This is a genomic window from Lactobacillus kimbladii (assembly GCF_000970755.1).
Classification (GTDB): domain Bacteria; phylum Bacillota; class Bacilli; order Lactobacillales; family Lactobacillaceae; genus Lactobacillus; species Lactobacillus kimbladii.
The window spans coordinates 561,382-582,687 of record NZ_KQ034007.1 but is presented as its reverse complement, the minus strand read 5'-3'; the positions used below and the strand labels follow the sequence as shown (position 1 = coordinate 582,687).

Here is a 21,306-nt window from a genome sequence, read left to right as displayed (position 1 = left end):
CAATTTAGTCATCCATTTCGTCAAAATGTGGTAAGTACTTTTCATAGCCATCATATGGTTTTTGCAACGTTAAAATTTTAGGACCGTCCTTAGTAATTGCAAAGGTATGTTCAAATTGTGCGGATTTTGAGCCGTCCGGTGTAGCGTAAAAGACCCAATCATCATTAGGATCGGATACGCTTTTTTCTACAATGCGCCAGTCACCACCCGCTTCAACCATTGGTTCACAGGTAATAGTCATTCCTTCGCGCAATCTTAATCCGTGTCCTGCCTTACCCCAATGTGGTACTTCGGGATCCTCGTGAATGCTGGGTTGAATGCCGTGACCGACTAATTCTTTAACGTCACCATAGTGATGCTCATCTTCTACAAAATGCTGAATGGCCGCTCCGATATCTCCAATTCTGTTTCCTAAGACTGCTTGATCGATACCCAAATACATGGCTTTTTTGGTAGTTTCCATTAAATCCTGATCTGCTTGGGAAATTTCACCTACTGGGTAAGTAGTACAAGAATCTGTTTCAAAGCCATTAAGATTGCAAGTCACATCAACCTTGACCAAATCCCCTTCCTTTAAAATTGTATCCTTGCGCGGCGTAGCATGAGCAATCTGATCATTAACAGAAATACATGTCCCATATTTATAACCCTCAAAGCCTTGCTCTGACAATCGACCACCACGACTTTTGACAAAATCTTGACAAAATTCTTCAATTGACCAAGTGGTAATTCCGGGCTTAATTACTTCCCTTAGACCTTCAAACATTGATGCTAATAACCTGCCTGAAGCCTGCATACCCTTTAATTCTCTAATGGATTTAATTGTAATCAAATTTAAATTCTCCTCTATTAAATGATGTTTGATTACATTATAGCGTTTTTTAAAAGTTTACTAAAGAATTTCATTAATTACGCAAAATTAGGTATAATGTTTTGATGAATTAGTTTTTGTGAAAGGTATGAATTTAATGAAAGCTAGAATAGTCTATGCAAGTATGACTGGCAACGATGCAGATATGGCAGATATTCTGGAAGAAGATTTACAGGATTTAGGCTTTGACGTTGAAACGAGCGAAGCTGAATTTACTGACGCCAGTGATTACTTATCAAGTGATTTGTGCATCTTTATTACTTATACCTATGGCGAAGGCACCATGACCGACGACATTGCCGACTTTTATGATCAACTAAAAGACTTAGACTTAAGTGGGAAATATTTTGCTGTAATGGGCAGCGGCGACAAGATGTATGCCGATCATTTTTGTGAAAATGTCTTTGATTTTGAAAAAATGTTTAAGCAAGTTGGAGCAAAAGAAGTGACTAAACCAGTTACAATTGAAAATGCACCAAACGACAACGATATAGATGCGATTGATAATGCAGCTAAGGAAATGGCTGATCAGTTAAATGGTTAAGAAAAAGAAAATGGATTCACAAAAATTTGACTCAATGTCTGATCCTAAAATCCACCACTTAGCGCAAAAAGTAGTCAAAAGACATCGCAATTTATTTGTCTATATGATCTTTGGCTTTATAGCAGCCCTAATCAACACGGTGGTTTTTATGGTTTTACATAAATGGTGGCATAGCGTTGTTTTAGTATCGAATACTATTGCATTTATTGTTTCTAACCTCGCCTCCTTTGTATTTAACCAAAAGGCTGTTTTTATCAATAATGTTGATGAGGAACATTCAACTTGGCAAAAGCTGATTGTCTTTTTTACCTATAGGATTATTAGTCTTATCCCTGACAGTCTAATTATGCTGGTTGGGCTGTCTTGGCTTCATTTAGATGCCTTGTTAGTAAAAATTGTTGATCAAATTTTAGTTGGTATTTTTAATTACCTCACTACGAGATCAGTTTTTCAAGCTCAAGAAACTACCATGATTGCACGAGCAAAAGAAAAAATTAAGTCACGTAAAGAAAAAAAGCGATAAATAAAAGCCAAGAAAATTTTTCTTGGCTTTTTGTATGACAAAATTTAGACTATTCATTTAAAATCAGCTGGTTTTTCACCCTTATTTTGAGCAAAATAGTAAGCAATATCATCCATTATTCGTTCTGATGCATGACCATCACCATAAGGATTCTTGGCGTTAGCCATTTGTTCATATACCTTCTTATTATCAAGTAACTCCAACATTGCGTTTCTAACATTATCAACTTGTGTTCCCACTAATTTGAGTGTACCAGCTTTAACACCTTCTGGCCTCTCTGTAGTATCTCTTAAAACTAGGACTGGCTTGTTTAAAGCAGGAGCTTCTTCTTGAACTCCTCCAGAATCTGTCATGATGAAGTAGCTTAATTTGGCTAAGTTATGAAAATCAACCACATCTAAAGGGGCAATCAAATGAATTCGCGAGTCATTACCTAAAATTTCGTGAGCAACTTTTTGCACACTTGGTGATAAATGCACAGGATAAATAATTTCAACATCATCATGGTTGTCTACGACCTGCTTCATCACCTTAAAAACCCGTCTCATAGGTTCTCCCTGATTTTCCCGCCTGTGCATGGTCACAAGTATTATCTTGCTTCCGGGTTTAATCAGATCTAAAACCTCATGGTGGTAATCACTTTGAACAGTTTCTTCCAAGGCATCAATAGCTGTATTACCAGTGATAAAAATATTATCAGAATTGTGGTTTTCTTTAAGCAAGTTTTGCTTGCTAACCGCAGTTGGTGCAAAATAAAGATCAGTTAAATCATCAGTCATTTGCCTGTTCATTTCTTCAGGAAAAGGTGAATACTTATTCCAGGTTCTAAGGCCTGCTTCAACGTGACCGAGTGGGCATTGAAGATAAAAGCTGGCCAAACCAGCAGCAAAGCTGGTAGTTGTATCTCCATGCACCAAAACAATGTCTGGCTTAACTTCTCTTATAACTTTTGTCATGTTAACCAATACTTTGGCTGTGACACCCTCTAAAGTTTGGTTTTTCTTCATGATATTAAAGTCATACTCCGGCTTGATTTTAAAAATATTAAGAACTTGATCCAGCATTTCCCGATGTTGCGCTGTAACCACCGTAACTTCTTCAAATCGATTATCTTTTTTTAATCTCTGTACCAAAGGAGACATCTTTATCGCTTCCGGTCTGGTACCAAAAACAGTCATTACCCTAATTTTGCTCATAATTTCCTCCATTTTATTAATATATTAGTAAATTAGCTGCAAAAAAACAAGTAAATTATGGTTTAATAACTATTGAATAACAAAAGTTGGTGAAGAAATGTATCGTGGATTTAAAATATTACTAATTACAGGACTGTTAATAGTTCTAGCAGCTTTTTGTTTTGTCTTTAGTTTTGATAGAAGAAAGACAGTCAAATGCAGAAAAATTTTACTGGTAATAGCAGTAATTTTATTTATATTAATTATCTTCTTAGTTATTCGTATTTTAGAATCGCCTTTATATTAAAAATATAGTCAGCAAATGCACTAGATCAGTAACTGCACAAATAATTACTTTATAAAAGTGTTTATTCTTTCACTTTATATATTTATTCGCTGTATAATGATTTTGAAAAGAGGTGAATAAATTATGGGTAAAGCAGAAGTAACTAAAAACGTTTGGGTCACTACTCACGGCGATAAATGGGCTGTTAAAATTGCTGGTAGCGACAAAATCTCTAAAACTTTTGACCGTAAGCCTGATGCTTTGGAATACGCAAAGAGGTTGGCACAAAAGGAAAAGACCGAACTAATTAGTCAAAAAAGAAATGGTCGTATAAATCTTAAAAATTCGTATGGTCATGACAGTCCCAAAGCCGCAGGCTAATATATCGATACATTGTTATTACTACTATTTTCATATATTTTATCTATTCTAACATTTTAATTAATCTATATTTCTCAAACTAAAATACAAACTTTATTTTATTCATATTCACATAAATAACAAATCTTTCAAATTCTGGTCTGATTATCTTCTTGGTAATCAGACTTTTATTTGTCTGCAATTATTTTTACCCTTAATATATCTGAACTATCAATACTATCTTCTTTTTTGTTACCAACAAATGTGTAGTTTGGCTTTGCTGCATTTTTGATTAAAACATTCGTTACAATAAAAGTTTTAATTGCACCATCTTTAAGTTTAAATTCAGCTTTTTGACCTTTTAGGACAAATTTTAATTCAAAGTATGTCATTTGATGTATAGCCAAAGAAAAATTGGCACTGCCTGGAACTGCATCAACCACTTGAGAGATAAAAACATCATCTTTTGGATCATCAGCCATAAAAATCATTTCAGGCTGGTCATCATCTTCGTCCTCAATTTCATTAACAAAAATTGTTCTTTTAGTACCATCTTTTAATTCAAAAGTTACATTACGAGCCCGAAAATTAGCTAAAACTTCGGGTAAAGACATTTTGTGTGGATTCATTTTTAAAAAATCTAAATTTTCTAAGTAATCTACTAGCCAATTGTTATTGATAACCTAAAAAATCACTTTGATAGCTCAGTTAACAACTGAACTCAAAGTTACACTATAAAAATAATTACTGATGTATCATATGACTTCGATATCCGTTTTAAAGATCCTGTAAAACAGTTTAAAAGTCATAAGTCATAATTTTATAAACCTCTAGAAGCTTTAATAACGGTTAACATACAAAAAAGCACAAAAAATAAGAAAGTTTAATAATTTCAAACTGAATACTGACTTCCGGTATTCAATCAGGATTAGTCCTTTCAGCCTACTTATAATTCTTTTAATGAAGTTAAGTCATCGAGGTTCCATCTAAAATCAAGCATACGGTAAAAGTATAAAACCCTATTGAATATTAGAATACTGCTTTAGCAAAAATGAATTATTGTTAATGTTCAACTCTAAGGGCTAACTTCAATGTCTTTGTCAACCAGTTTTTTCTATTTAATTTAATTCTATCTGTATTACTTTCCACATCATATTGTGTGTAAGTTGCTGCAAAATACAATATATGGTATAATTAGTCAGGCCAGGGAAAAGTGAATTATATGGCTAAAAACACAATATAGTTTCCAACTACAAACGTGGCTAAAATGTTAGAGGCGGATATTATTCCAAAGCAACTGATCATAATCGTATAAAAGTTAAAATTGAAATCAATGCTCCTTTAACTTTAAACCTAAGTATAACAACATTAAAGCCCATGATTTGGTTTCTAGAAATAAATTTTTCAAAATGCATCTTCAAAGAGAAAAAAGGAAGAAAGCAGAAATTAGTAGATTAAAAAAGCACCTCAGTTCGCTATTCATGTTATCCCTTTAAAAAACTTTATTTGAGTTTGGTAAATCCATTAATGCTTATAAAATTTCATCATATCGCATTAGTGAAAAAGGACATAATGAAAATAATCTTCATATTTGACTCGTCCAAGAGTTGGTGCAGTTATTGCTAGTACAACTGGTGGAAAAATGAAGGAATACTTTGATCATCCTAGTTTATAAATTTATCTAACTGAGGTGTTTTTTAAAAATAAATTTATAACTTCTAAAAGTAAAACGGGCAATTTTATAATAACAGTTCTTATTCAATTTAAAAATTTATACTTTAAGTACTTAGTGACTTGAAACCTTAATCACCATAGACAAATAATCAATCTATAGAAATACGAAAACACAAGCAAATGACATATAATGGTACTATCACTCAAAGGCAAAAACAGAATTTTTAAACTAAAAATTTATTATTAGCCTGTCTAGAGAACTCACTTTTAATAGAGTGAAAAGTAATATTCGATAAATTTTCTCTTTAATTTTTTTAACACAATTTTAGGAGCAAAAATGAAATCATTAACATTATATAAAGTAAATAAGTTAGATATTAACGATTCAGTATCACTTATTAAAGACAAAGAGCCCGTTGGAACTATATCACCTAGTGAGAATACTTTAACTATTTCAAAAAATACATTCAAAGAATATTCTTGCACCTATAACTTTATTGTAAAAGAAGATATATTAGTTTCAGTCAATGATGAATTTATTCCAGTGAGTGAATATCAGCATACCAATAGCTTTAAAGCTTTTTATTGTAAAGAAAAAAATCTATTTTTTGTATTTGCACCAAGCTCAATTTGTAGAGGATTTATAAAGTCACTTAAAAGCACTTATTCAGAGGAAGTAGATATTTCTAATCCAATCAAGTTTCCATTTGATAAAATTAAAACATATGAAAAATCAGCTAGAGGTCTTTATTTTAATGTAGATGATGATACTGTAACTTCAAAACATTTTTTTGGAACTGGTGTTGAACAAAATGACGAAGCTGTAGAGGCTATAGATAAAAATAGAGCAACCTATCTTATGGCAAAAATAGATGTTTCGGGCATTAGTAGAACAATTGGATTTTCAAAAAAGGGAGCATTAGTTATGTATAGTAAACCTATGGATAAACTAGATAAAGATTATCCTTATTTAGAATTAGCTGTTGAGATTTTACAAGCTATCCAATTGTGGAAATAGAAATATAATCTTTCAAAATTGATTGTAGGTCACTAATATTATTTGTAGTAATTTTCATTTTATGGTTTGTTATTTTTATTTTTGTATTATCATTTTTTTCTATATCTAACTCCTTAAAATTAGTATCTTTTCTTAACCAAGTATATTTAACCACATATCTGTAAAAAGGATTGTATTTTTCCAGTTGTATTGTTGATGTATACAATGGATTACTTATATTTAAACCTTCTTTCTTTTTGATATCATAAAGCTTTGGGGTCAAATTATCTACAATATTTACTAGATCAAGAAATAGATTTGTAGCTTTTTTAGAATCTCTATATGAAGTAGAAGCTTTGACATTTAAAACTAATTCTAAATAATTTTCCGTATCATCCATACACTTAATATCTACATTAGAAATAATTCCTTTAGAATTTGTTTCAATTGTCAGCTGATCTGGCAGATTGTTTATAACTTTTTCTATGTCTAATTTCTCATTACATTTATCTTCAAATTCTTCTTTTATTTTCTCTAAAGAAAAATCAGATTTTAAAAAGATCTTATAAGCATTACTAACTGATACTGTATCGTTTAATACATATGCTAATGTCTTTCTACATGTAATAAAAATCAGATTAAAATTGTTATATGCATAAGCAAATGCAGTCCCCAGCAATGGTGCAATGTAGGCTATCTTTTCGTATATGCTATCGGAACTTTTACAAGAAACAAAAATAAGTATAGTATAAAATGCTATGACTAAAAATGACCAAATAATATGCTCTATGATTTTTCTATTCATAATGATTCCCTACTTAGTAAATTTTTCACTTAATTATACAGGTCATAAAACTATTTATTCAATAAAAATCCTTAAAGAACTTCTGTTATCAAACTTTATTCTTTAAGGATTAATCTAAAGTGTACTATATAGCGTATAGTACACTTTAACTTACTTCATTTTAGCATAATGGAAAAACTTTTAAAATGACTATATACTAGTATGGCAAAACTTGAACAGTAAAATTTTCCTGTACGTTACTAACAGTGATTTCAGCTACTGAAGAAAAAGCAAATTAAGGTAGAATCTACCTTAAGCCAAGACTAAAAAATAGGAAATAAAAAACCAAACTTAAAGAATTATAATAAACTTGTCAATTAAAATACCGTATTTGTTGATTTTTTCGAGAATGGCTACAACCAAGTAACAAATGCAAAGAAAAATGATATATAAAACAAACGAGACAAACGAGTTTTTTAAGAGAATATTTTGATCAAAGTATAATAATAATATTAATTTATGGTAATGATTGTCAAGAATTAATCAATTATTATTGCAATAATCATTCCAAAATAATAGTCAAGAAGCTGCAAGGTTACATCAAGGCATGTATTTCCGATATACACCATGAAGGGAATTGTGGCATAAAATTTTACTAAGTAAATCAATACAGTGTAGAACGATAAGAAAACACATCATGTTGAATACTTATCCCTTGCAGAAACACAAAAATTCATTGAAGTTACCAAAAGTTTGCTAAATCATTTTTACACAATATCATACATACATTTAACTACATTTTGTGCTGGTATGTTTTGATATTAATTTATGGCTTTTCATTGGTCTTATATTGACCGAAAAAGTAAAAAATAATGCAAAAAACATAAGAATATATTTCACAGAAGGTCAAAGCATTCGAAAAAATGTCGGTTCTAAATAAACAATCTGTATTCAAAATAATTGATTAAAATCATTAACAACTTAAAATAAAGCGCTTGCAAGTTTATATTTTTTGAAAGTAATAATTAAAGCTAACAAATAACAATGCTATTAAGCATGCTCTAAAAATCAGAATGAAAAAGCAGGTATTAACTACAAAGGAAATTTTCACTTCCATGACTTAAGACATTGTCTTGTAATATATTTAGCTACCTATTATCCCATTAGGTAGATTGGCATGAAATCAGTAAAAGACTTGCACATTCAAATATAAATATCACTATGAATACGTGCTCTTACATGATAGATAAAATACATACTATTCATCAAAAATATATTGGCTCAAATATTAGATATGAAGGATAAAACCACAAAAATTACATTTAGCATACTTTGACTCATATATTTAATATTAAGTATTGATAAATCAGGATTTACAGGTTTAAATTAATGACCCCGGTGAGATTCGAACTCACCTCTACGGTTTAGGAGACCATTGTTCTATCCAGATAAACTACAGGGTCGCAATAGATTAACTTTACCAAATTTGAGTGATAAAAGCCAATTTTTTTAGTAACTAATATTGACGAGTAAAATATGGTTGTGGCGCGTTAGAATCAGCAATTTTATCTGCTGCAAAAACAAAGGGTGTCCAGATGGCTAAAGCAATGAGCATGTTGACAATTGACAATACGATAGCACGCCAATCATAATTGCAAGCTAAAAATGGTCCGATGATTGGTGGCACAACGGCAGGAACTGCTACTTGGACAGGATTAACTAAATTCATCATGCTGACGCCGTATGAAAAGGCCACATTGACTAAAGGAGCAACAACAAATGGAATAAAATAAACCGGATTAAGAACTACAGGCAAGCCAAAAATAATCGGTTCATTGATATTAAAAATTCCGGGAGCTAGTGCAACTTTAGCAATTGTCCGATAGTCACTACGTTTTGAAAACAGCAGTATGGCTACAATCAACATCAATGTTCCCCCTGCTCCTCCGAACCAGGCAAATGCGTCAAACGATCCGCGAACCCAAATGAAAGGTGCCTCTTTTCCTGCACGAGCAGCTGTGACATTAACATTCTGGGCAGTTAACCAAATTGAATCTAAAATTGGAGCCCAGACACTTAAACCATTAAAACCAAAAAAGCTGAAAATTTGGACTAATAAGGTCACAAGCATTACCATGCCGAAGCCTTGACCTAATTTTACTAAAGGTGTTTGAATCGAATTGAGCAGCCAGTTGCCAAAAAAAGTGCCCGTGATTGTCTGAAAGACAAAATTAATCATACCAACGCAAAATATCGCAATAATTGCGGGAATGAGTGAATCAAAAGCCATTTGTTCAGCATAAGGCAAATTGGCAGAAAGATGAAGCTTGATTCTCGCCCTAAAACAAAGGGCAAAGATAGTAACACCGATTGAGCCGAATAAAATCGCAGTAAAAATGCCAGTGGTTGAAAATTGTGAAATATTAAAAGCTTTGTGAATAGAGATGATTTTGCCGTTAACTTTAAGCTTAGTTAAATTGGCGATGCTCATGGCTAAAGATGATAAAGAAACAATTGCTCCAGCAACAGGATCAACTTCCATGCTTTTAGCCAAATGATAGCCTAGAGACATTGACAAAAAGAGGGCAAATAAAGCAAAAGTACCACGCCAGACAACGTTGCAGACTAAAGAAAGAGGCTGCATTGCCCAAGCAAAAGTGTGCCAGCCCAATTCGGTCTTGGCTGCAGCAATCAGGCTTTTGACCAATACAGCAAGGGAACCGGCAATAGTAATCGGCATCACGGAAACAAATGCATCCCTTAGAGCCACAAGCCAGTGAGTTTGCCCTATCTTGTTAGCTAAAGGCAAAATATAGTCTTCAAGCCAAGTAACTAATCGACTCATTTTTGCTCCTTTCTCTTCAAGTAATGGGGATGATAGCCCTTGTTTTTATTCTTATGCTTTTTATGTTTTTTGCTTGATCCACTAACCTTTTTTTCTTCAGCTGCGTCCTGTTTCCTACTTTCCTTTTTGCGCGGCATTTTAGTAGTCAAATGAAATCCGGCAAAATATACCCGTTCAATTTTAACACTATGTTCAAGCAGCTTTTTAAGATCGCGCAGATCATGATCATCACCTAAAGTTACCACAAATCCCTTGGCACCCATTCTACCAGTTCTTCCAGCACGATGCATGTAGGTGTTAACTTCACTAGGGATGTCGTAGTTTACCACATATGTTACACCAGCAATGTCTAAACCACGCGCAGCCAAGTCTGTGGCGAGAAGCAATTTGATTTTACCAACTTTAAAATTATTGAGAGCTGCCTCTCTTTTCTGCTTGCCGAAGTCATTAGCTAAAATACCAAATTTAGTCTTAGTATGTGCCAAAATACCGGCAAAGCGCATCATTGTTTGATTTGAATCAAAAAACAGAATGCCTTTAAAACCATCAAGGCGCATCAAGCGCTGAATAAAATCAATTTTATGGGCATTATCTATTTGTAAAAAATAATTTTTAACAGTTGATTTCTGTTCTGGTCGGACATCAATCGTGATAAATTTGCGAGCAAAAATATCTTCTGCCTGTTTGGTTATCTCTGATTCAGTAGCACCAAAAAGCAAGATCTGCGCATCAGCTGTCATATTTTGTCCTAAAGAACTTAATAATTCCATTTTATTAAATTCTAAAACGTCATCCGCCTCATCTATTACCAGAGTTCTTATTTGATTAACTTTGATGCGATTAGCGGAAAAGAAATCAAAAAATCTTCCGGGAGTGGCAACGACAATTTCAGGATGTTTCTTTTTTAAATTATCTTCTTGACGTTTGCGATTACCAGCTCCAACAAGTGTAATTCCCGTTAAAGCAAGAGCATGAATAAAAGGGTTAATGGCATGGCGAATCTGCACCGCTAATTCTGTTGTTGGTGCAATAATCACTAAACTATTGGGTTTGCCTTTTTCTACTTTTTCCAATGCAGGTAGCGCATAAGCCAAGGTTTTCCCCGTTCCTGTTTTGGCAAGTGCAATACAACTTGCACCATTTAAAATTGGAGTGCGCGTTTCCTGCTGAATTAAAGTTGGTTCAGCCATTTTTAATTTTGTTAAAACTGCTTGAATTTCTTGTTTCATTATTGTGTTAATTGTCCGTATTTCTCCTTGTACTGGGTAACTGTACCATTGTATGTCAGCATAACTACCCCACTTTCTAGATTTCTCACGGACTTTACCCGTCCGTCATTGTTATAGCGCCAGAATGAATATTGCATTTTGTTCGGGGCTTTTTTGCCACCAGTAATGAACTGCACACCATGGGGAAAATATTTTTTATATTTAACAGCTAAATCTACCATGACACGCTTATTTAATCCTTGAAGCATACTAGCAAATTGAGCCATTTGTTTAATATATGCTAAATCATAGTTATCAATAGCTGGTTCTATCCAAATCGGCAAACTACCGGTGTCAGTGCCCACCTTTTTCAAAAAATACTGATAGTGCTGCAATGGTGTTGATTCATTGCTGTAGGCAACAATAGTACCAAAAGCCAATTTAGTTCCTAATATTTGATCACGATATGACAGATAATCATCGTCAAAGTATGAGCGTCCCTGTGTACTTCTCAAATAGACAAATGAAATGCCATTAGCCTGCAGTTCATGTAAATCAACATAACCATAATCCTGGTTTAATTCGACGCCAATTGCACTTGAATTACCGTTTGGTGGCAATGTCGTCTGGTTATGCATATTGGCGATACCAGTGATAAGAAGTCCAATTGCAACAACTAGTAAGATTAGAATTGCAGGTAGCGTATACTTATGATGAAACCTTTTCATCTTTTTCTCCGTTTATTTTTTCTACACCTGTACATTATAGCAATTTTTCCACTACAGTTGCTAACTACAATCTTAGCAATAAAAAAAGTGATCGACCATAAAGTCGATCACTTAATAAACAAAAATTATTCTTCAACTAAATATATTGGCTTTTGACCATTTAAAACGCGCTTAACATCAGTCATACTGTGTTCAATCATATTCTTGACAGAGGTCTTCGTGTAGTATGCGGAATGCGGCGTAAAGACAACGTTAGGCATTTTTGCTAATTCCTGGTACTCAACTGGCAATTCGGAAATATCCTTAAATTTCTTCATAACAATTGCCTCTTCACCAGTCATCACATCCAATGAAGCACCAGCAATTTCTTTGTTCTTCAATGCATCAATCAAGTCTTGAGTGTTAACCAGTGGACCTCTAGCTGCATTAATCAGATATGCGGTGTTCTTCATTTCTTTAAATTGCTTGGCACTAATCATGTTTTCCATTGAAGGCTCAAGAGGTGTATGCAACGTCAAGATGTCTGCGTTTTTAACTACGGTATCAAAATCGGTATATTCCAAAAATGCCTCGTTGGCAGGATTTTCAACCAAGTCATAACCGAGTACCTTGGCTCCTAACGCATGAAACATTTCTGCAACGCAAGAACCAATACGACCAACACCAATAATACCAACTGTTTGGTTATAGATTTCATCACTCATCAAATCTTCAGACCGAACAAAATTGAGGTGCTCTCTTTCATTATCTAAAATAGGACCCCACTTTCTCAACAAGTACATTGCAGAAGTCAAAGTGTTCTCCGCTACTGCACGTGGAGAATATGCCGGTGTGTTCGTTACGATCATATGATACTTGTGCACAAAATCAAAATTGACAATGTTATACCCAACAGACCTTAAAGCTATTTGCTTAATTCCATATGAGCTCAGTTTACGATAGACCTCTTCCTCATCTATGTCAAAGACCTGCAAAACGCTGACAACATCATAGCCTTTCGCCATCTCAACAGTCTTAGCATCAAGCTTGTCTTCAGTTGAAACTAAATCATCTTCAGGATGATCTTTATTCCACTTGTCAGCATAAACCTGTTGCTCCGGGGTCATATTGTAAAGTAAAGCTTTCATTATTAATCCTCCTTTTTGGATAAAAAATTTATATCTCTTATTGTATCTAAAATTAGAATAAAATTAAAGATAAATTTTAAAAAATAATAATTAATAATTTAAGCCTAATCATATGAAAGCTAATAAGACCATCAGATTTGCACATTATTTTAAAGTGCTAAATTAAATTTTTTGTTCAATTTGGTTGATATTAACCCGTAAAACCTCTCTTAACCAGGGAAAACGTGCCTGCATTTCAGAGAATTCTGGTCCTTCTGCCAAAAATTTTCCGGTTCCTTTAACATGAAATCCAGCTCCTGGGCCAGCTGTACCCTCTACTTTTTTTGAACCCATAGTTAATAGGACATGATTATCTTGGGCAAAATCATTCTCAATACTGTGCATTCCCGCTGCAGGGATATAAAGGCAATTATTTGCCTCGTCGACTTTTACATACGACATCCACGTATTTACCACACTGGCTGGGTTGGCATTAATAGTAACAATGGTGACTGGTCCTTCATCATTCATGACATCTAAAAACTTCTGATTCATTTTTTCTCCCCCATAATAAAAAAGCTACTTTTTCAGTAGCTTCTTTTATTATTGAACACTTGTTCGAAATTGCAAAATCATTTGCTTTTCTTTAGTAAGCTCTCTTACCCTTTTTGTAAACCGCTTTGTCTTTTTGGACAACCGCACTGATCTTCTCTAACGGATTTTCATCCAATACCAAAAAGTCAGCGTATTTGCCTTCTTCTAAAGAACCATATTCGTCAGCAATTTTAAGTAGTTTAGCGGAATTATAGCTGGTTTCTAAAGCTTCAAAATTAGTAAAGCCTTGTTCTACTAGTAAAGGCAATTCTTCAGGAGTCATCGTGAAGTCATTAAATGGTGTGCCGGCATCAGTGCCCAAAGTAATTTTGACACCAGCATTTTTAGCCTTAGTAATGTTGCCGCGCAAATCTTTCCAAGCAGCCGCAATTTTATTCATTTCCCAGTCAGGAATTTTCCCAGGAGCATATTCGATGAATGCCCAAGCTCCAACTATTGTTGGGGTTAAGTATGTTCCTTTTTCAATCATCAGTTTAATTTCTTCGTCATTAACGTAAAAGCCGTGTTCAATACTGTCAACGCCAGCCTTAATCGCATTCAAAATTCCTGGGTTGCCCTCCGCATGTGCCGCTACAGTTAAACCTTTGTGATGAGCTTCTTCTACTGCAACGTGCATTTCAGCTTCACTTAATTGAGGATCATCAAGAGAATCGTTTTCCGTCATTACGCCACCTGTGGCCATGACTTTAATTGCTTTGGCACCAGCTTTAATTCCCTGGCGAACAGCCTTACGCATCTCATCAGGTGAATCAACCAATACACCAAAGTTAGGCAAATCACCATGTCCACCAGTCATAGAAAATGGGTGTCCTGCGGGCACAATTTCTGGTACCTTAGTTAATTTGTTTTTCTTAATTAAATTATTAAGAGCAATATCTATATTGTACGTGCTGCCGCATTCACGAATATAGGTGACACCAGATTTCAATAAATCATGCAAATGTTTTACTGCACGAACCGTAGAAGATACCACATCAGATTCACTACCACCATCGGGGGTCAAAGGATCCATAATAATATGTGTATGGCAATTGATTAGACCAGGAATCACATATTTATTTTGTAAATCTACTGTCTGATCAGCCTCAGGTGCAATACCCTCACATATTTTGGTAATCTTGCCGCTTTCATCATCAACCACCAACGTGGTATTAGATTGAATTTTATCATCAATCCCGTTAAACAAATTAACGTTAGTATAAGCAGTTTTAGTCATCTAAAAAACCTCCAAATTTTTGTATAAAAAAAGCACTCATCCTTTTCTTCTTAAGGACGAGTGCTCGCGTTACCACCTTTTATTCATTTATTACTCACGTAATAAACCTCATTAACTATCAAACAATAGCTTGCAAAAATAACGGATGCAACTCCGCCACTGGCTGATTATCACCAATGGACATCAATTAGAAGCCCATGTTCACTACTTACTGCTAACTGATTTTCACCAAATATCAGCTCTCTTTATCAGCAACAAAATAGTTACTCTGCTTTGCAAGATGTTGTTTATTTAATTGACTTTTAATTTATCATTATTTATTAATTATGTCAACACCATAAAGTAAAAATGAAGAATCGGCAGTTCTCTTGGGGGTATAGCATTAACTATTTGGCTAAGAATGGTAAAAAATTTATCATCTTAGCCTTACTTTTCTGATGTTTTTATAATAGTTATTTTGTTTAACCTGATGATATTGCTTTTTTAAGTTTATGTTAGGTAAAATTTTAGTAACAGGTAATCGATAACCGCTTTGATGCCACACCTCCAATTACGACTTTAAATTAGTTTTGATTACCACTGTTTTTAGTCGTTAAGCCAGAATGCTAATAATTAATCTATCCCTACTCATATGCGTTTTTTCTACTAGTTTGTAACTAGTATTAGCTTAATTGATCAACTAACAATCCTTTTTCCTGAAAGATGTAAAAGGCAAGAGCCTCAACTTTTTGCTTTAATCATCCGCTATTTTATTTAAACGTTGATGAGATATTAGCAAAATCAAATAAAAACTAAACTGATGAAATCCATCACCATTTAATGATTAAATGAATATTAATTATTCTAACTAAAACAACATTTTATTGAGAAATTAGATTTATACACAAGAAAGAAAGATACTTATTTAACAATGATGTAATTGTTTAATTAAAGTCACGGTTAAACTAATAACTATATTTTTAACATCAGATTCGTTACCATTATTGGCTGCGTTCAGGTCTTAATTTCTTGGTGCTTTTAAAGCAATACCCTAGTCCTGACCAGAGATTAACGGCAACGAAAAAGATTCTACAATGAAAGTTGATATAATTTAACCAATTACATTCATAAATAAAAATATTTACCTTTTGTTAATAATTTAGTGGTATTTATTTAGTTAATATATACAAACAAATAGCTGTATGGTTTATCAACAAAATAGCTTTTAATTTACATTATTTTTAAATACTCCAACTTGAGAAATATATCTTTTTAATTCTGGCTAAAATAAAATCACAATCAACATAGGACTAATCTTTTGCTAACCAATATCATCTTATCTACTAATTTGATTTATTTGACTAAAGCGTGATAAACATTATCTTGAGCGTGAATCTCATCGCCTGTTTTGGCATCATTACCTGCTTGTATAACATGATCTATTGAATTTGTAATTACTGTAATAATCGTTGACTTTTTGCCACTTGCTTTAATTTGTTCAAGATCAACTTCTGCCAACTCGGTTTTCGGAGAAACTTTATCTCCTTCTTTGACTTTAATAGTAAACGGTTTGCCTGCTAGATCAACAGTATCGATTCCCATATGTAATAATACTTCCAGTCCGCCTTTCGTTTTAAGCCCAATTGCATGCTTGGTCTTAAAAATTGAAATAACTTCAGCTTCTACTGGACTAAAAACATGTTGATCACTTGGTTCAATTGCAAAACCTTCACCCATCATTTTTTTAGAAAAGACTTCATCATCAACATCAACTAAAGATTTAAATTTACCATTAACGGGCGCAGTAAACTCAATTTTAATTTTATTATCTTCAGCATCTTGGCTAGTTGTGGTCTCATTTATTTTTTCAGGATGAGCTAGCAAATCATTTATTTCTTGACTATAAAGGTCAGCTTTACCACCAAAAATAATTTGAAGTCCACCAGCAACTTTTAAAACACCCGGAGAACCTAATTTTTTAAATACAGGTTCATTAACTTGAGTGTTATCGTTAAGTGAAATTCTTAATCTGGTAGCACAAGCAGAAATAGTATTTATATTCTCAGCCCCACCTAGAGCTGCAATAATTTGCTCAGACTCTGTATGTAGACTGGTGGCTTTCCCTGATTTGTGATCAGTTTTTTCAACGTCATTATCTACTTCAGTTTGCATTCCTGGAATATTGACGTGGAATTTTTTAATACAAAAAGTGAAAACAAAGAAGTAGAGGAAAAACCAAATAACTCCAATAATTAATACATTAGGCCAGTTGGTTTTATCTTTTCCTTGCAAAACACCAAACAACAGATAATCTATTAATCCACCAGAAAATGAATTACCAATTCTAATGTTCATAATATCTGCAAGATAGAATGAGCAACCATCAAGAAATGAATGAATTAAATATAACCAAGGAGCTACAAATAGAAATGAATATTCTAAAGGCTCGGTAATACCTGTAAGAAAAGAAGTAAGACCACCTGAAAGATACAATCCCCCATCTTTTTTCCTGTTAGCTTTTGGCAGGCAAAGATACATTGCTAAAGCAGCTCCAGGCAAGCCAAACATCATGGTTGCAAAACGTCCGGCGAAAAATCGAGTACCATAAGTGAATAAACCATGGAAATTCGGATCAGCTAATTGAGCAAAGAAAATATTTTGCGCTCCGACAACGGTTTTTCCAGCTACTTCTGCTGTGCCACCGAGTGCCGTATACCAGAACATCGGATAAATAGTATGATGTAAACCGACGGCTCCAGTCAGCCGTAATAAAAATCCGTACAGGAAACTACCAAAACTGCCCATTGCAGCAATTGCATGTCCAGCAGTAGTCAGCCAACCTTGAATTGGAGGCCAGATTAAGTAAAATATTGCACCGATAACTATAGCAGCAATTGCAGAAATAATTGGTACGAATCTTGATCCGCCAAAAAAGCCTAAAAATTGTGGCAATTGAATTTTACGATAGTGATTATGCAAGTATGCAACAACGGAACCAATTACAATTGCACCTAAAACACCGGTGTCAATTGTATTTTTAGGGTTAAACAATTGTAGCAAACCGGAAATTGTCGCAGTATATACAAGATAAGCTACACCACCTGCTAAACCGGCAGTACCCTTATCACCTTTAGCTAAACCAACAGCCAAACCAATCGAAAAGATTAAAGCCAAGTTACTAAAAACTGCGTTACCAGCAAAATTCATTATTTTTAATGTATTTTGTAACCAAACTTGATTTAAAACTGGAAAAGCTGAAACAGCCGCATCATTTGTTAGAGCTCCGCCAAGTCCTAACAATAAACCGGCAACCGGCAAAATAGCAATTGGCAACATGAAAGCTTGCCCTAATTGGGAAAACCACTGACCAATTGCAGTGAATCTCTTATTTTTAGTCATTTTATTCTCTCCCTTTTTTAAATACTGAAGTGAACGTCCTAGCAATTTGCAGAGGTCTGGTAATAGCACCACCAACTACGATTCCAAGCGGATTAAGGTCTATTACCTTTTTTAATTCAGCTGGAGTATGAATTTTACCCTCTGCAATTAGTGGCAGGTCAGCATCCACAATTTTTTTAATTAATTGAAAATCTGGTCCAGACTTGTTTTCACTTTCAGCTGTATAACCAGCCAAGGTAGTACCAACAAAATCTACGCCACATTCATAAGCGTTCTGTGCTTCTTCAAAATTTGATATATCAGCCATCATTAACTGATGCGGATATTTCAATTTAACTTCTTTGATAAATTGATTAATGGTTTGTCCGTCATGCCGAGGACGTAAAGTGCAGTCAAAAGCTATAACATCAACCTTGGTTTCAACTAATTCGTCTACTTCTTTCATCGTTGGTGTAATGTACGGCTCTTCAGGGGGATAATCCTTTTTAATGATTCCGATTATAGGTAAACTAACCGTAGCTTGAATTTCTTTAATATCACGGACTGAATTTGCACGTATACCTACCGCACCTGCTTCTTCAGCAGCCTTCGCCATAAGAGGCATTATCCCTCCTTTTTCAGTATACAAAGGTTCTCCGGGTAAAGCCTGGCAAGAAACAATCAATCCCTTATGGATCTTATTAATGAACTTTTCTTTTTCCATGTGTATTTTTACTCCATTAATATTATTTTTTGAAGTTTTGCTTCATAAAGTATGATATTATTTTTTGGCGGGAAATGCAATCGTTTTCTTGAAAAAGGATGATATAATTTACTCATTAGCGAAAGAGGCTTTTTAAGAAATGAATTTTATTCAATTATTTAATGAGAACAAAAAAGAGTTGACCAAATCTGAAGTAAAATTAGCTAATTACATTGCTAGTCACGCAGAACAAGTAATTTACGATACGATAAAATCATTGGCTATAGCTTCAGACACAAGCGATGCTACCATTATTCGCCTTTGCAAGAAACTTGGCTTTTCAGGCTTTTCTAAACTAAAAATTTATTTAGCACAAGAATCAATTTCGCAGAATAAATTGGCTGCCACTAGTGCGGATAGTAACTTTTATATTGAAAGTGCAAACTTATTAATCGATTCAATCAACAAAACTAAAAGTTTGTTATTTCCCCAAAATTTACTTAAAGCGGTTAAGATACTCGCTAAAGCCAAGCGAGTCTATTTATTTGGCATAGGGCATTCCGGAGAGTCAGCAAAAGATTTTGCTAAAACATGGTTAAGGATAGGTCTAATAGCGCATGCCGAAGTTGATCCACACATTCAAGTACAAATTAGTTCATTACTAACAAAAAAAGATGTTGTTATTGGCCTATCTCTTTCGGGTCATACCAAAGATACATATGACTCTTTAAAACTAGCTAAAAAGAACGGGGCAAAAATCATTACCATTTCTAATGAATTGAGCTCACCCATAGCAAATTTAGGCGACGTTCAATTACAAACAGCAGTGGGAGAATTTATAAATATTGGTTCTGTAGCCGGACAGGTTTCTCAACTTTATCTGTGCGATGTGTTAGCACGCGGGTACGAAATTTATACTAAAATTGATAGCAATTCCATCAAGGAAAAAGTCCTACCTGAAATATTAAAAAAGGAAATTTAAAAGTTGCTATAAAAAAGATGTGTCTGGGAAAAAACTCTAACTTAACTAAAAAGGCTGACAAATCACGTCAATAAAACGTTGATTTGTCAGTCTTTTTAAATTGTGAAATTTTTTAATTTAACTTCAAAGAGCACTTTTTTCCCACACACATCTTTTATAATACTCAGAATAAAAATTACATCTTTACTACCCTAACAGGATTGCCCAAATCCTTTATGAAATGAATTAGAGCTTGCGGCTTTAACCAAATAGTAGCTGTATTGTCGTTGAGATGAACGGCAATTCTCGGTTGTTGACTGAAATATGAGTCAAGGTAAAAGGATATTTGATGCTCAGAATCATTTAACAACCCTAAAGGTGTGACGGAGCCCGGTTCCAAGCCCAATTTTTCTTTTAAATCTTGCGGAGAGGCAAAACTAAGTCTGCGTGTGCCATTTTCCTCACGAAATTGCTGTAAGTTGACTCTTTTATCGCCCTTAATCGTCAAAAGGTAGTAGTCACGTTTCTTGTCATCCCTCACAAACAGATTTTTAGCATCTGCTTCAGGGTGTGGCAGTTTAATCTGCTCCATTTCTGCCATATTATAAACGGCTTGATGTTCCACTATTTCATATTTAATTCCAAGTTGATCTAAGTAATGTAATGTCCCGTTTTTGTTCATTTGGTGTTATTTTCTTAAAAGACGCTATTTTTAATCTTACTTCATAACTTACCAGTAGGAAGTTCCTTATGATTGGTGATAGTTACCATCCTTAAACGCTTTTTGGTATCTACTTGATAATAAATTACTAGTAAGTCATTAAGAACATGAACTTCGTAGTATGCACCCCAGACTTCTCACAAAAGTTTGTGATCAGTATATTTTTTCCATAGTTATGATTGCAACTGCATCTTTAATTGTTATCCTTAAATCTATCGTATCAACAGTAGATTGATTAAAAATACTTTGTAAATTATCCATCCTTTTTACAAGGGTTTTTCAAAACGTACTTCATATTTTAATTTTCTGTCCACCGCTTTTTCCAATCATCTAGATTATCTACTTTAATACTACTATCCTTAATCAATCCTAACTCTTCAGCTTTAGCTATTACTATAGCCTTTTCAACTTCGGAAGGTAAATTTGTATCTGATGTATCAGTTTCTTTACGATTTACAGGATAACTAAATCCTTTATCATGGTTAAACTGAGAGATAAGCATTTTAACTGCCGTAGCAGCCGTCAAGCCGATTTGCTTGGCATTATCATCTAATTCTTGCTTTTCTTTCTTATCTAATCTAATTCCAAATTGTATAGTCGACATAGTATCACCTTATCTGTAAAGCAATAAC

Annotated in this window: 19 protein-coding genes, 1 tRNA gene, 1 pseudogene and 1 other annotated feature; of the genes and pseudogenes, 5 read left to right on the top strand and 16 right to left on the bottom strand. The window is 33.8% G+C overall.

Going from position 1 to position 21,306, the window contains the following annotated elements; genetic code table 11:
- Positions 1–4 precede the first annotated feature (4 nt).
- Positions 5–832, bottom strand: coding sequence for a type I methionyl aminopeptidase (gene map / locus JF75_RS03320; protein WP_046331825.1), 828 nt, complete (start codon positions 830–832; stop codon positions 5–7).
- A gap of 136 nt (positions 833–968) precedes the next feature.
- Between map and JF75_RS03315 the strand changes: the two genes are divergently transcribed.
- Complete coding sequence (locus tag JF75_RS03315; RefSeq protein WP_046331824.1) at positions 969–1,415, top strand: flavodoxin; 447 nt, start codon at positions 969–971, stop codon at positions 1,413–1,415.
- On the top strand, positions 1,408–1,938 hold the full coding sequence (locus JF75_RS03310; RefSeq protein ID WP_425339129.1) for a GtrA family protein: 531 nt from the start codon (positions 1,408–1,410) through the stop codon (positions 1,936–1,938). Before JF75_RS03315 ends, JF75_RS03310 begins: the two co-directional genes overlap by 8 nt.
- A gap of 53 nt (positions 1,939–1,991) precedes the next feature.
- Here the strand turns inward: JF75_RS03310 and wecB are convergent, their stop codons facing one another.
- A complete protein-coding gene (gene wecB / locus JF75_RS03305) occupies positions 1,992–3,134 on the bottom strand; it encodes a non-hydrolyzing UDP-N-acetylglucosamine 2-epimerase (RefSeq protein WP_046331823.1) in 1,143 nt (380 codons plus the stop codon).
- Between the two features lie 409 nt (positions 3,135–3,543).
- On the opposite strand from wecB, the gene JF75_RS03300 reads away from it, so the two are divergent.
- Complete coding sequence (locus JF75_RS03300) at positions 3,544–3,780, top strand: DUF2188 domain-containing protein (RefSeq protein WP_046331822.1); 237 nt, start codon at positions 3,544–3,546, stop codon at positions 3,778–3,780.
- Positions 3,781–3,947: 167 nt separating this feature from the next.
- Here JF75_RS03300 and JF75_RS03295 read toward each other — a convergent pair whose 3' ends face one another.
- A complete protein-coding gene (locus tag JF75_RS03295) occupies positions 3,948–4,388 on the bottom strand; it encodes a hypothetical protein (protein WP_141639311.1) in 441 nt (146 codons plus the stop codon).
- Positions 4,389–5,770: 1,382 nt separating this feature from the next.
- On the opposite strand from JF75_RS03295, the gene JF75_RS03290 reads away from it, so the two are divergent.
- Positions 5,771–6,451: a hypothetical protein gene (locus JF75_RS03290; protein ID WP_046331820.1), complete on the top strand. Its 681-nt coding sequence runs from the start codon at positions 5,771–5,773 to the stop codon at positions 6,449–6,451.
- On the opposite strand, the gene JF75_RS03285 is transcribed toward JF75_RS03290, so the two are convergent.
- The 10 genes from JF75_RS03285 to JF75_RS03240 all read right to left on the bottom strand — a co-directional run bounded on the left by JF75_RS03285 (position 6,432) and on the right by JF75_RS03240 (position 19,013).
- A complete protein-coding gene (locus JF75_RS03285; protein ID WP_046331819.1) occupies positions 6,432–7,235 on the bottom strand; it encodes a hypothetical protein in 804 nt (267 codons plus the stop codon). The genes JF75_RS03290 and JF75_RS03285 overlap by 20 nt on opposite strands.
- Before the next feature lie 1,369 nt (positions 7,236–8,604).
- Positions 8,605–8,677, bottom strand: a tRNA-Arg gene (locus JF75_RS03280).
- 53 nt (positions 8,678–8,730) lie between these two features.
- Positions 8,731–10,059: a PTS sugar transporter subunit IIC gene (locus JF75_RS03275; RefSeq protein ID WP_046331818.1), complete on the bottom strand. Its 1,329-nt coding sequence runs from the start codon at positions 10,057–10,059 to the stop codon at positions 8,731–8,733.
- Positions 10,056–11,291, bottom strand: a complete 1,236-nt coding sequence (locus tag JF75_RS03270) for a DEAD/DEAH box helicase (RefSeq protein ID WP_046331817.1) — start codon at positions 11,289–11,291, stop codon at positions 10,056–10,058. Before JF75_RS03270 ends, JF75_RS03275 begins: the two co-directional genes overlap by 4 nt.
- On the bottom strand, positions 11,288–11,995 hold the full coding sequence (locus JF75_RS03265) for a GH25 family lysozyme (protein WP_046331816.1): 708 nt from the start codon (positions 11,993–11,995) through the stop codon (positions 11,288–11,290). Before JF75_RS03265 ends, JF75_RS03270 begins: the two co-directional genes overlap by 4 nt.
- A gap of 125 nt (positions 11,996–12,120) precedes the next feature.
- The gene (locus JF75_RS03260; RefSeq protein ID WP_046331815.1) at positions 12,121–13,122 is read right to left on the bottom strand and encodes a D-2-hydroxyacid dehydrogenase; all 1,002 of its coding nucleotides are present in this window, start codon (positions 13,120–13,122) and stop codon (positions 12,121–12,123) included.
- Between the two features lie 162 nt (positions 13,123–13,284).
- On the bottom strand, positions 13,285–13,656 hold the full coding sequence (locus JF75_RS03255) for a hypothetical protein (protein ID WP_046331814.1): 372 nt from the start codon (positions 13,654–13,656) through the stop codon (positions 13,285–13,287).
- 91 nt (positions 13,657–13,747) lie between these two features.
- A complete protein-coding gene (locus tag JF75_RS03250) occupies positions 13,748–14,932 on the bottom strand; it encodes a metal-dependent hydrolase family protein (RefSeq protein ID WP_046331813.1) in 1,185 nt (394 codons plus the stop codon).
- Between the two features lie 49 nt (positions 14,933–14,981).
- Positions 14,982–15,220, bottom strand: a binding site (T-box leader).
- A 1,044-nt stretch (positions 15,221–16,264) separates the two neighbouring features.
- The gene (locus JF75_RS03245) at positions 16,265–18,310 is read right to left on the bottom strand and encodes a PTS sugar transporter subunit IIABC (RefSeq protein ID WP_046331812.1); all 2,046 of its coding nucleotides are present in this window, start codon (positions 18,308–18,310) and stop codon (positions 16,265–16,267) included.
- Between the two features lies 1 nt (position 18,311).
- Positions 18,312–19,013, bottom strand: a complete 702-nt coding sequence (locus JF75_RS03240; RefSeq protein ID WP_034977286.1) for an N-acetylmannosamine-6-phosphate 2-epimerase — start codon at positions 19,011–19,013, stop codon at positions 18,312–18,314.
- A gap of 139 nt (positions 19,014–19,152) precedes the next feature.
- On the opposite strand from JF75_RS03240, the gene JF75_RS03235 reads away from it, so the two are divergent.
- The gene (locus JF75_RS03235; RefSeq protein WP_046331811.1) at positions 19,153–19,974 is read left to right on the top strand and encodes a MurR/RpiR family transcriptional regulator; all 822 of its coding nucleotides are present in this window, start codon (positions 19,153–19,155) and stop codon (positions 19,972–19,974) included.
- A gap of 175 nt (positions 19,975–20,149) precedes the next feature.
- Here JF75_RS03235 and JF75_RS03230 read toward each other — a convergent pair whose 3' ends face one another.
- The 3 genes and pseudogenes from JF75_RS03230 to JF75_RS03225 form a co-directional block, all read right to left on the bottom strand.
- A complete protein-coding gene (locus JF75_RS03230) occupies positions 20,150–20,635 on the bottom strand; it encodes a prolyl-tRNA synthetase associated domain-containing protein (protein ID WP_046331810.1) in 486 nt (161 codons plus the stop codon).
- A 41-nt stretch (positions 20,636–20,676) separates the two neighbouring features.
- Positions 20,677–20,793, bottom strand: a pseudogene (locus tag JF75_RS10770) (type II toxin-antitoxin system RelE/ParE family toxin); the annotation flags it as partial.
- A 179-nt stretch (positions 20,794–20,972) separates the two neighbouring features.
- On the bottom strand, positions 20,973–21,278 hold the full coding sequence (locus JF75_RS03225) for a hypothetical protein (RefSeq protein ID WP_046331809.1): 306 nt from the start codon (positions 21,276–21,278) through the stop codon (positions 20,973–20,975).
- Positions 21,279–21,306 lie beyond the last annotated feature (28 nt).

What these genes read in the sequence shown, in the direction of transcription:
- JF75_RS03315 (WP_046331824.1), top strand. Translation starts at nt 969, where the DNA reads ATGAAAGCTAGAATAGTCTATGCAAGTATGACTGGCAACGATGCAGAT.
- JF75_RS03310 (WP_425339129.1), top strand. Translation starts at nt 1,408, where the DNA reads ATGGTTAAGAAAAAGAAAATGGATTCACAAAAATTTGACTCAATGTCT.
- wecB (WP_046331823.1), bottom strand. Translation starts at nt 3,134, where the DNA reads ATGAGCAAAATTAGGGTAATGACTGTTTTTGGTACCAGACCGGAAGCG.
- JF75_RS03300 (WP_046331822.1), top strand. Translation starts at nt 3,544, where the DNA reads ATGGGTAAAGCAGAAGTAACTAAAAACGTTTGGGTCACTACTCACGGC.
- JF75_RS03295 (WP_141639311.1), bottom strand. Translation starts at nt 4,388, where the DNA reads ATGAATCCACACAAAATGTCTTTACCCGAAGTTTTAGCTAATTTTCGG.
- JF75_RS03290 (WP_046331820.1), top strand. Translation starts at nt 5,771, where the DNA reads ATGAAATCATTAACATTATATAAAGTAAATAAGTTAGATATTAACGAT.
- JF75_RS03285 (WP_046331819.1), bottom strand. Translation starts at nt 7,235, where the DNA reads ATGAATAGAAAAATCATAGAGCATATTATTTGGTCATTTTTAGTCATA.
- JF75_RS03275 (WP_046331818.1), bottom strand. Translation starts at nt 10,059, where the DNA reads ATGAGTCGATTAGTTACTTGGCTTGAAGACTATATTTTGCCTTTAGCT.
- JF75_RS03265 (WP_046331816.1), bottom strand. Translation starts at nt 11,995, where the DNA reads ATGAAAAGGTTTCATCATAAGTATACGCTACCTGCAATTCTAATCTTA.
- JF75_RS03260 (WP_046331815.1), bottom strand. Translation starts at nt 13,122, where the DNA reads ATGAAAGCTTTACTTTACAATATGACCCCGGAGCAACAGGTTTATGCT.
- JF75_RS03255 (WP_046331814.1), bottom strand. Translation starts at nt 13,656, where the DNA reads ATGAATCAGAAGTTTTTAGATGTCATGAATGATGAAGGACCAGTCACC.
- JF75_RS03250 (WP_046331813.1), bottom strand. Translation starts at nt 14,932, where the DNA reads ATGACTAAAACTGCTTATACTAACGTTAATTTGTTTAACGGGATTGAT.
- JF75_RS03245 (WP_046331812.1), bottom strand. Translation starts at nt 18,310, where the DNA reads ATGACTAAAAATAAGAGATTCACTGCAATTGGTCAGTGGTTTTCCCAA.
- JF75_RS03240 (WP_034977286.1), bottom strand. Translation starts at nt 19,013, where the DNA reads ATGGAAAAAGAAAAGTTCATTAATAAGATCCATAAGGGATTGATTGTT.
- JF75_RS03235 (WP_046331811.1), top strand. Translation starts at nt 19,153, where the DNA reads ATGAATTTTATTCAATTATTTAATGAGAACAAAAAAGAGTTGACCAAA.
- JF75_RS03230 (WP_046331810.1), bottom strand. Translation starts at nt 20,635, where the DNA reads ATGAACAAAAACGGGACATTACATTACTTAGATCAACTTGGAATTAAA.
- JF75_RS03225 (WP_046331809.1), bottom strand. Translation starts at nt 21,278, where the DNA reads ATGTCGACTATACAATTTGGAATTAGATTAGATAAGAAAGAAAAGCAA.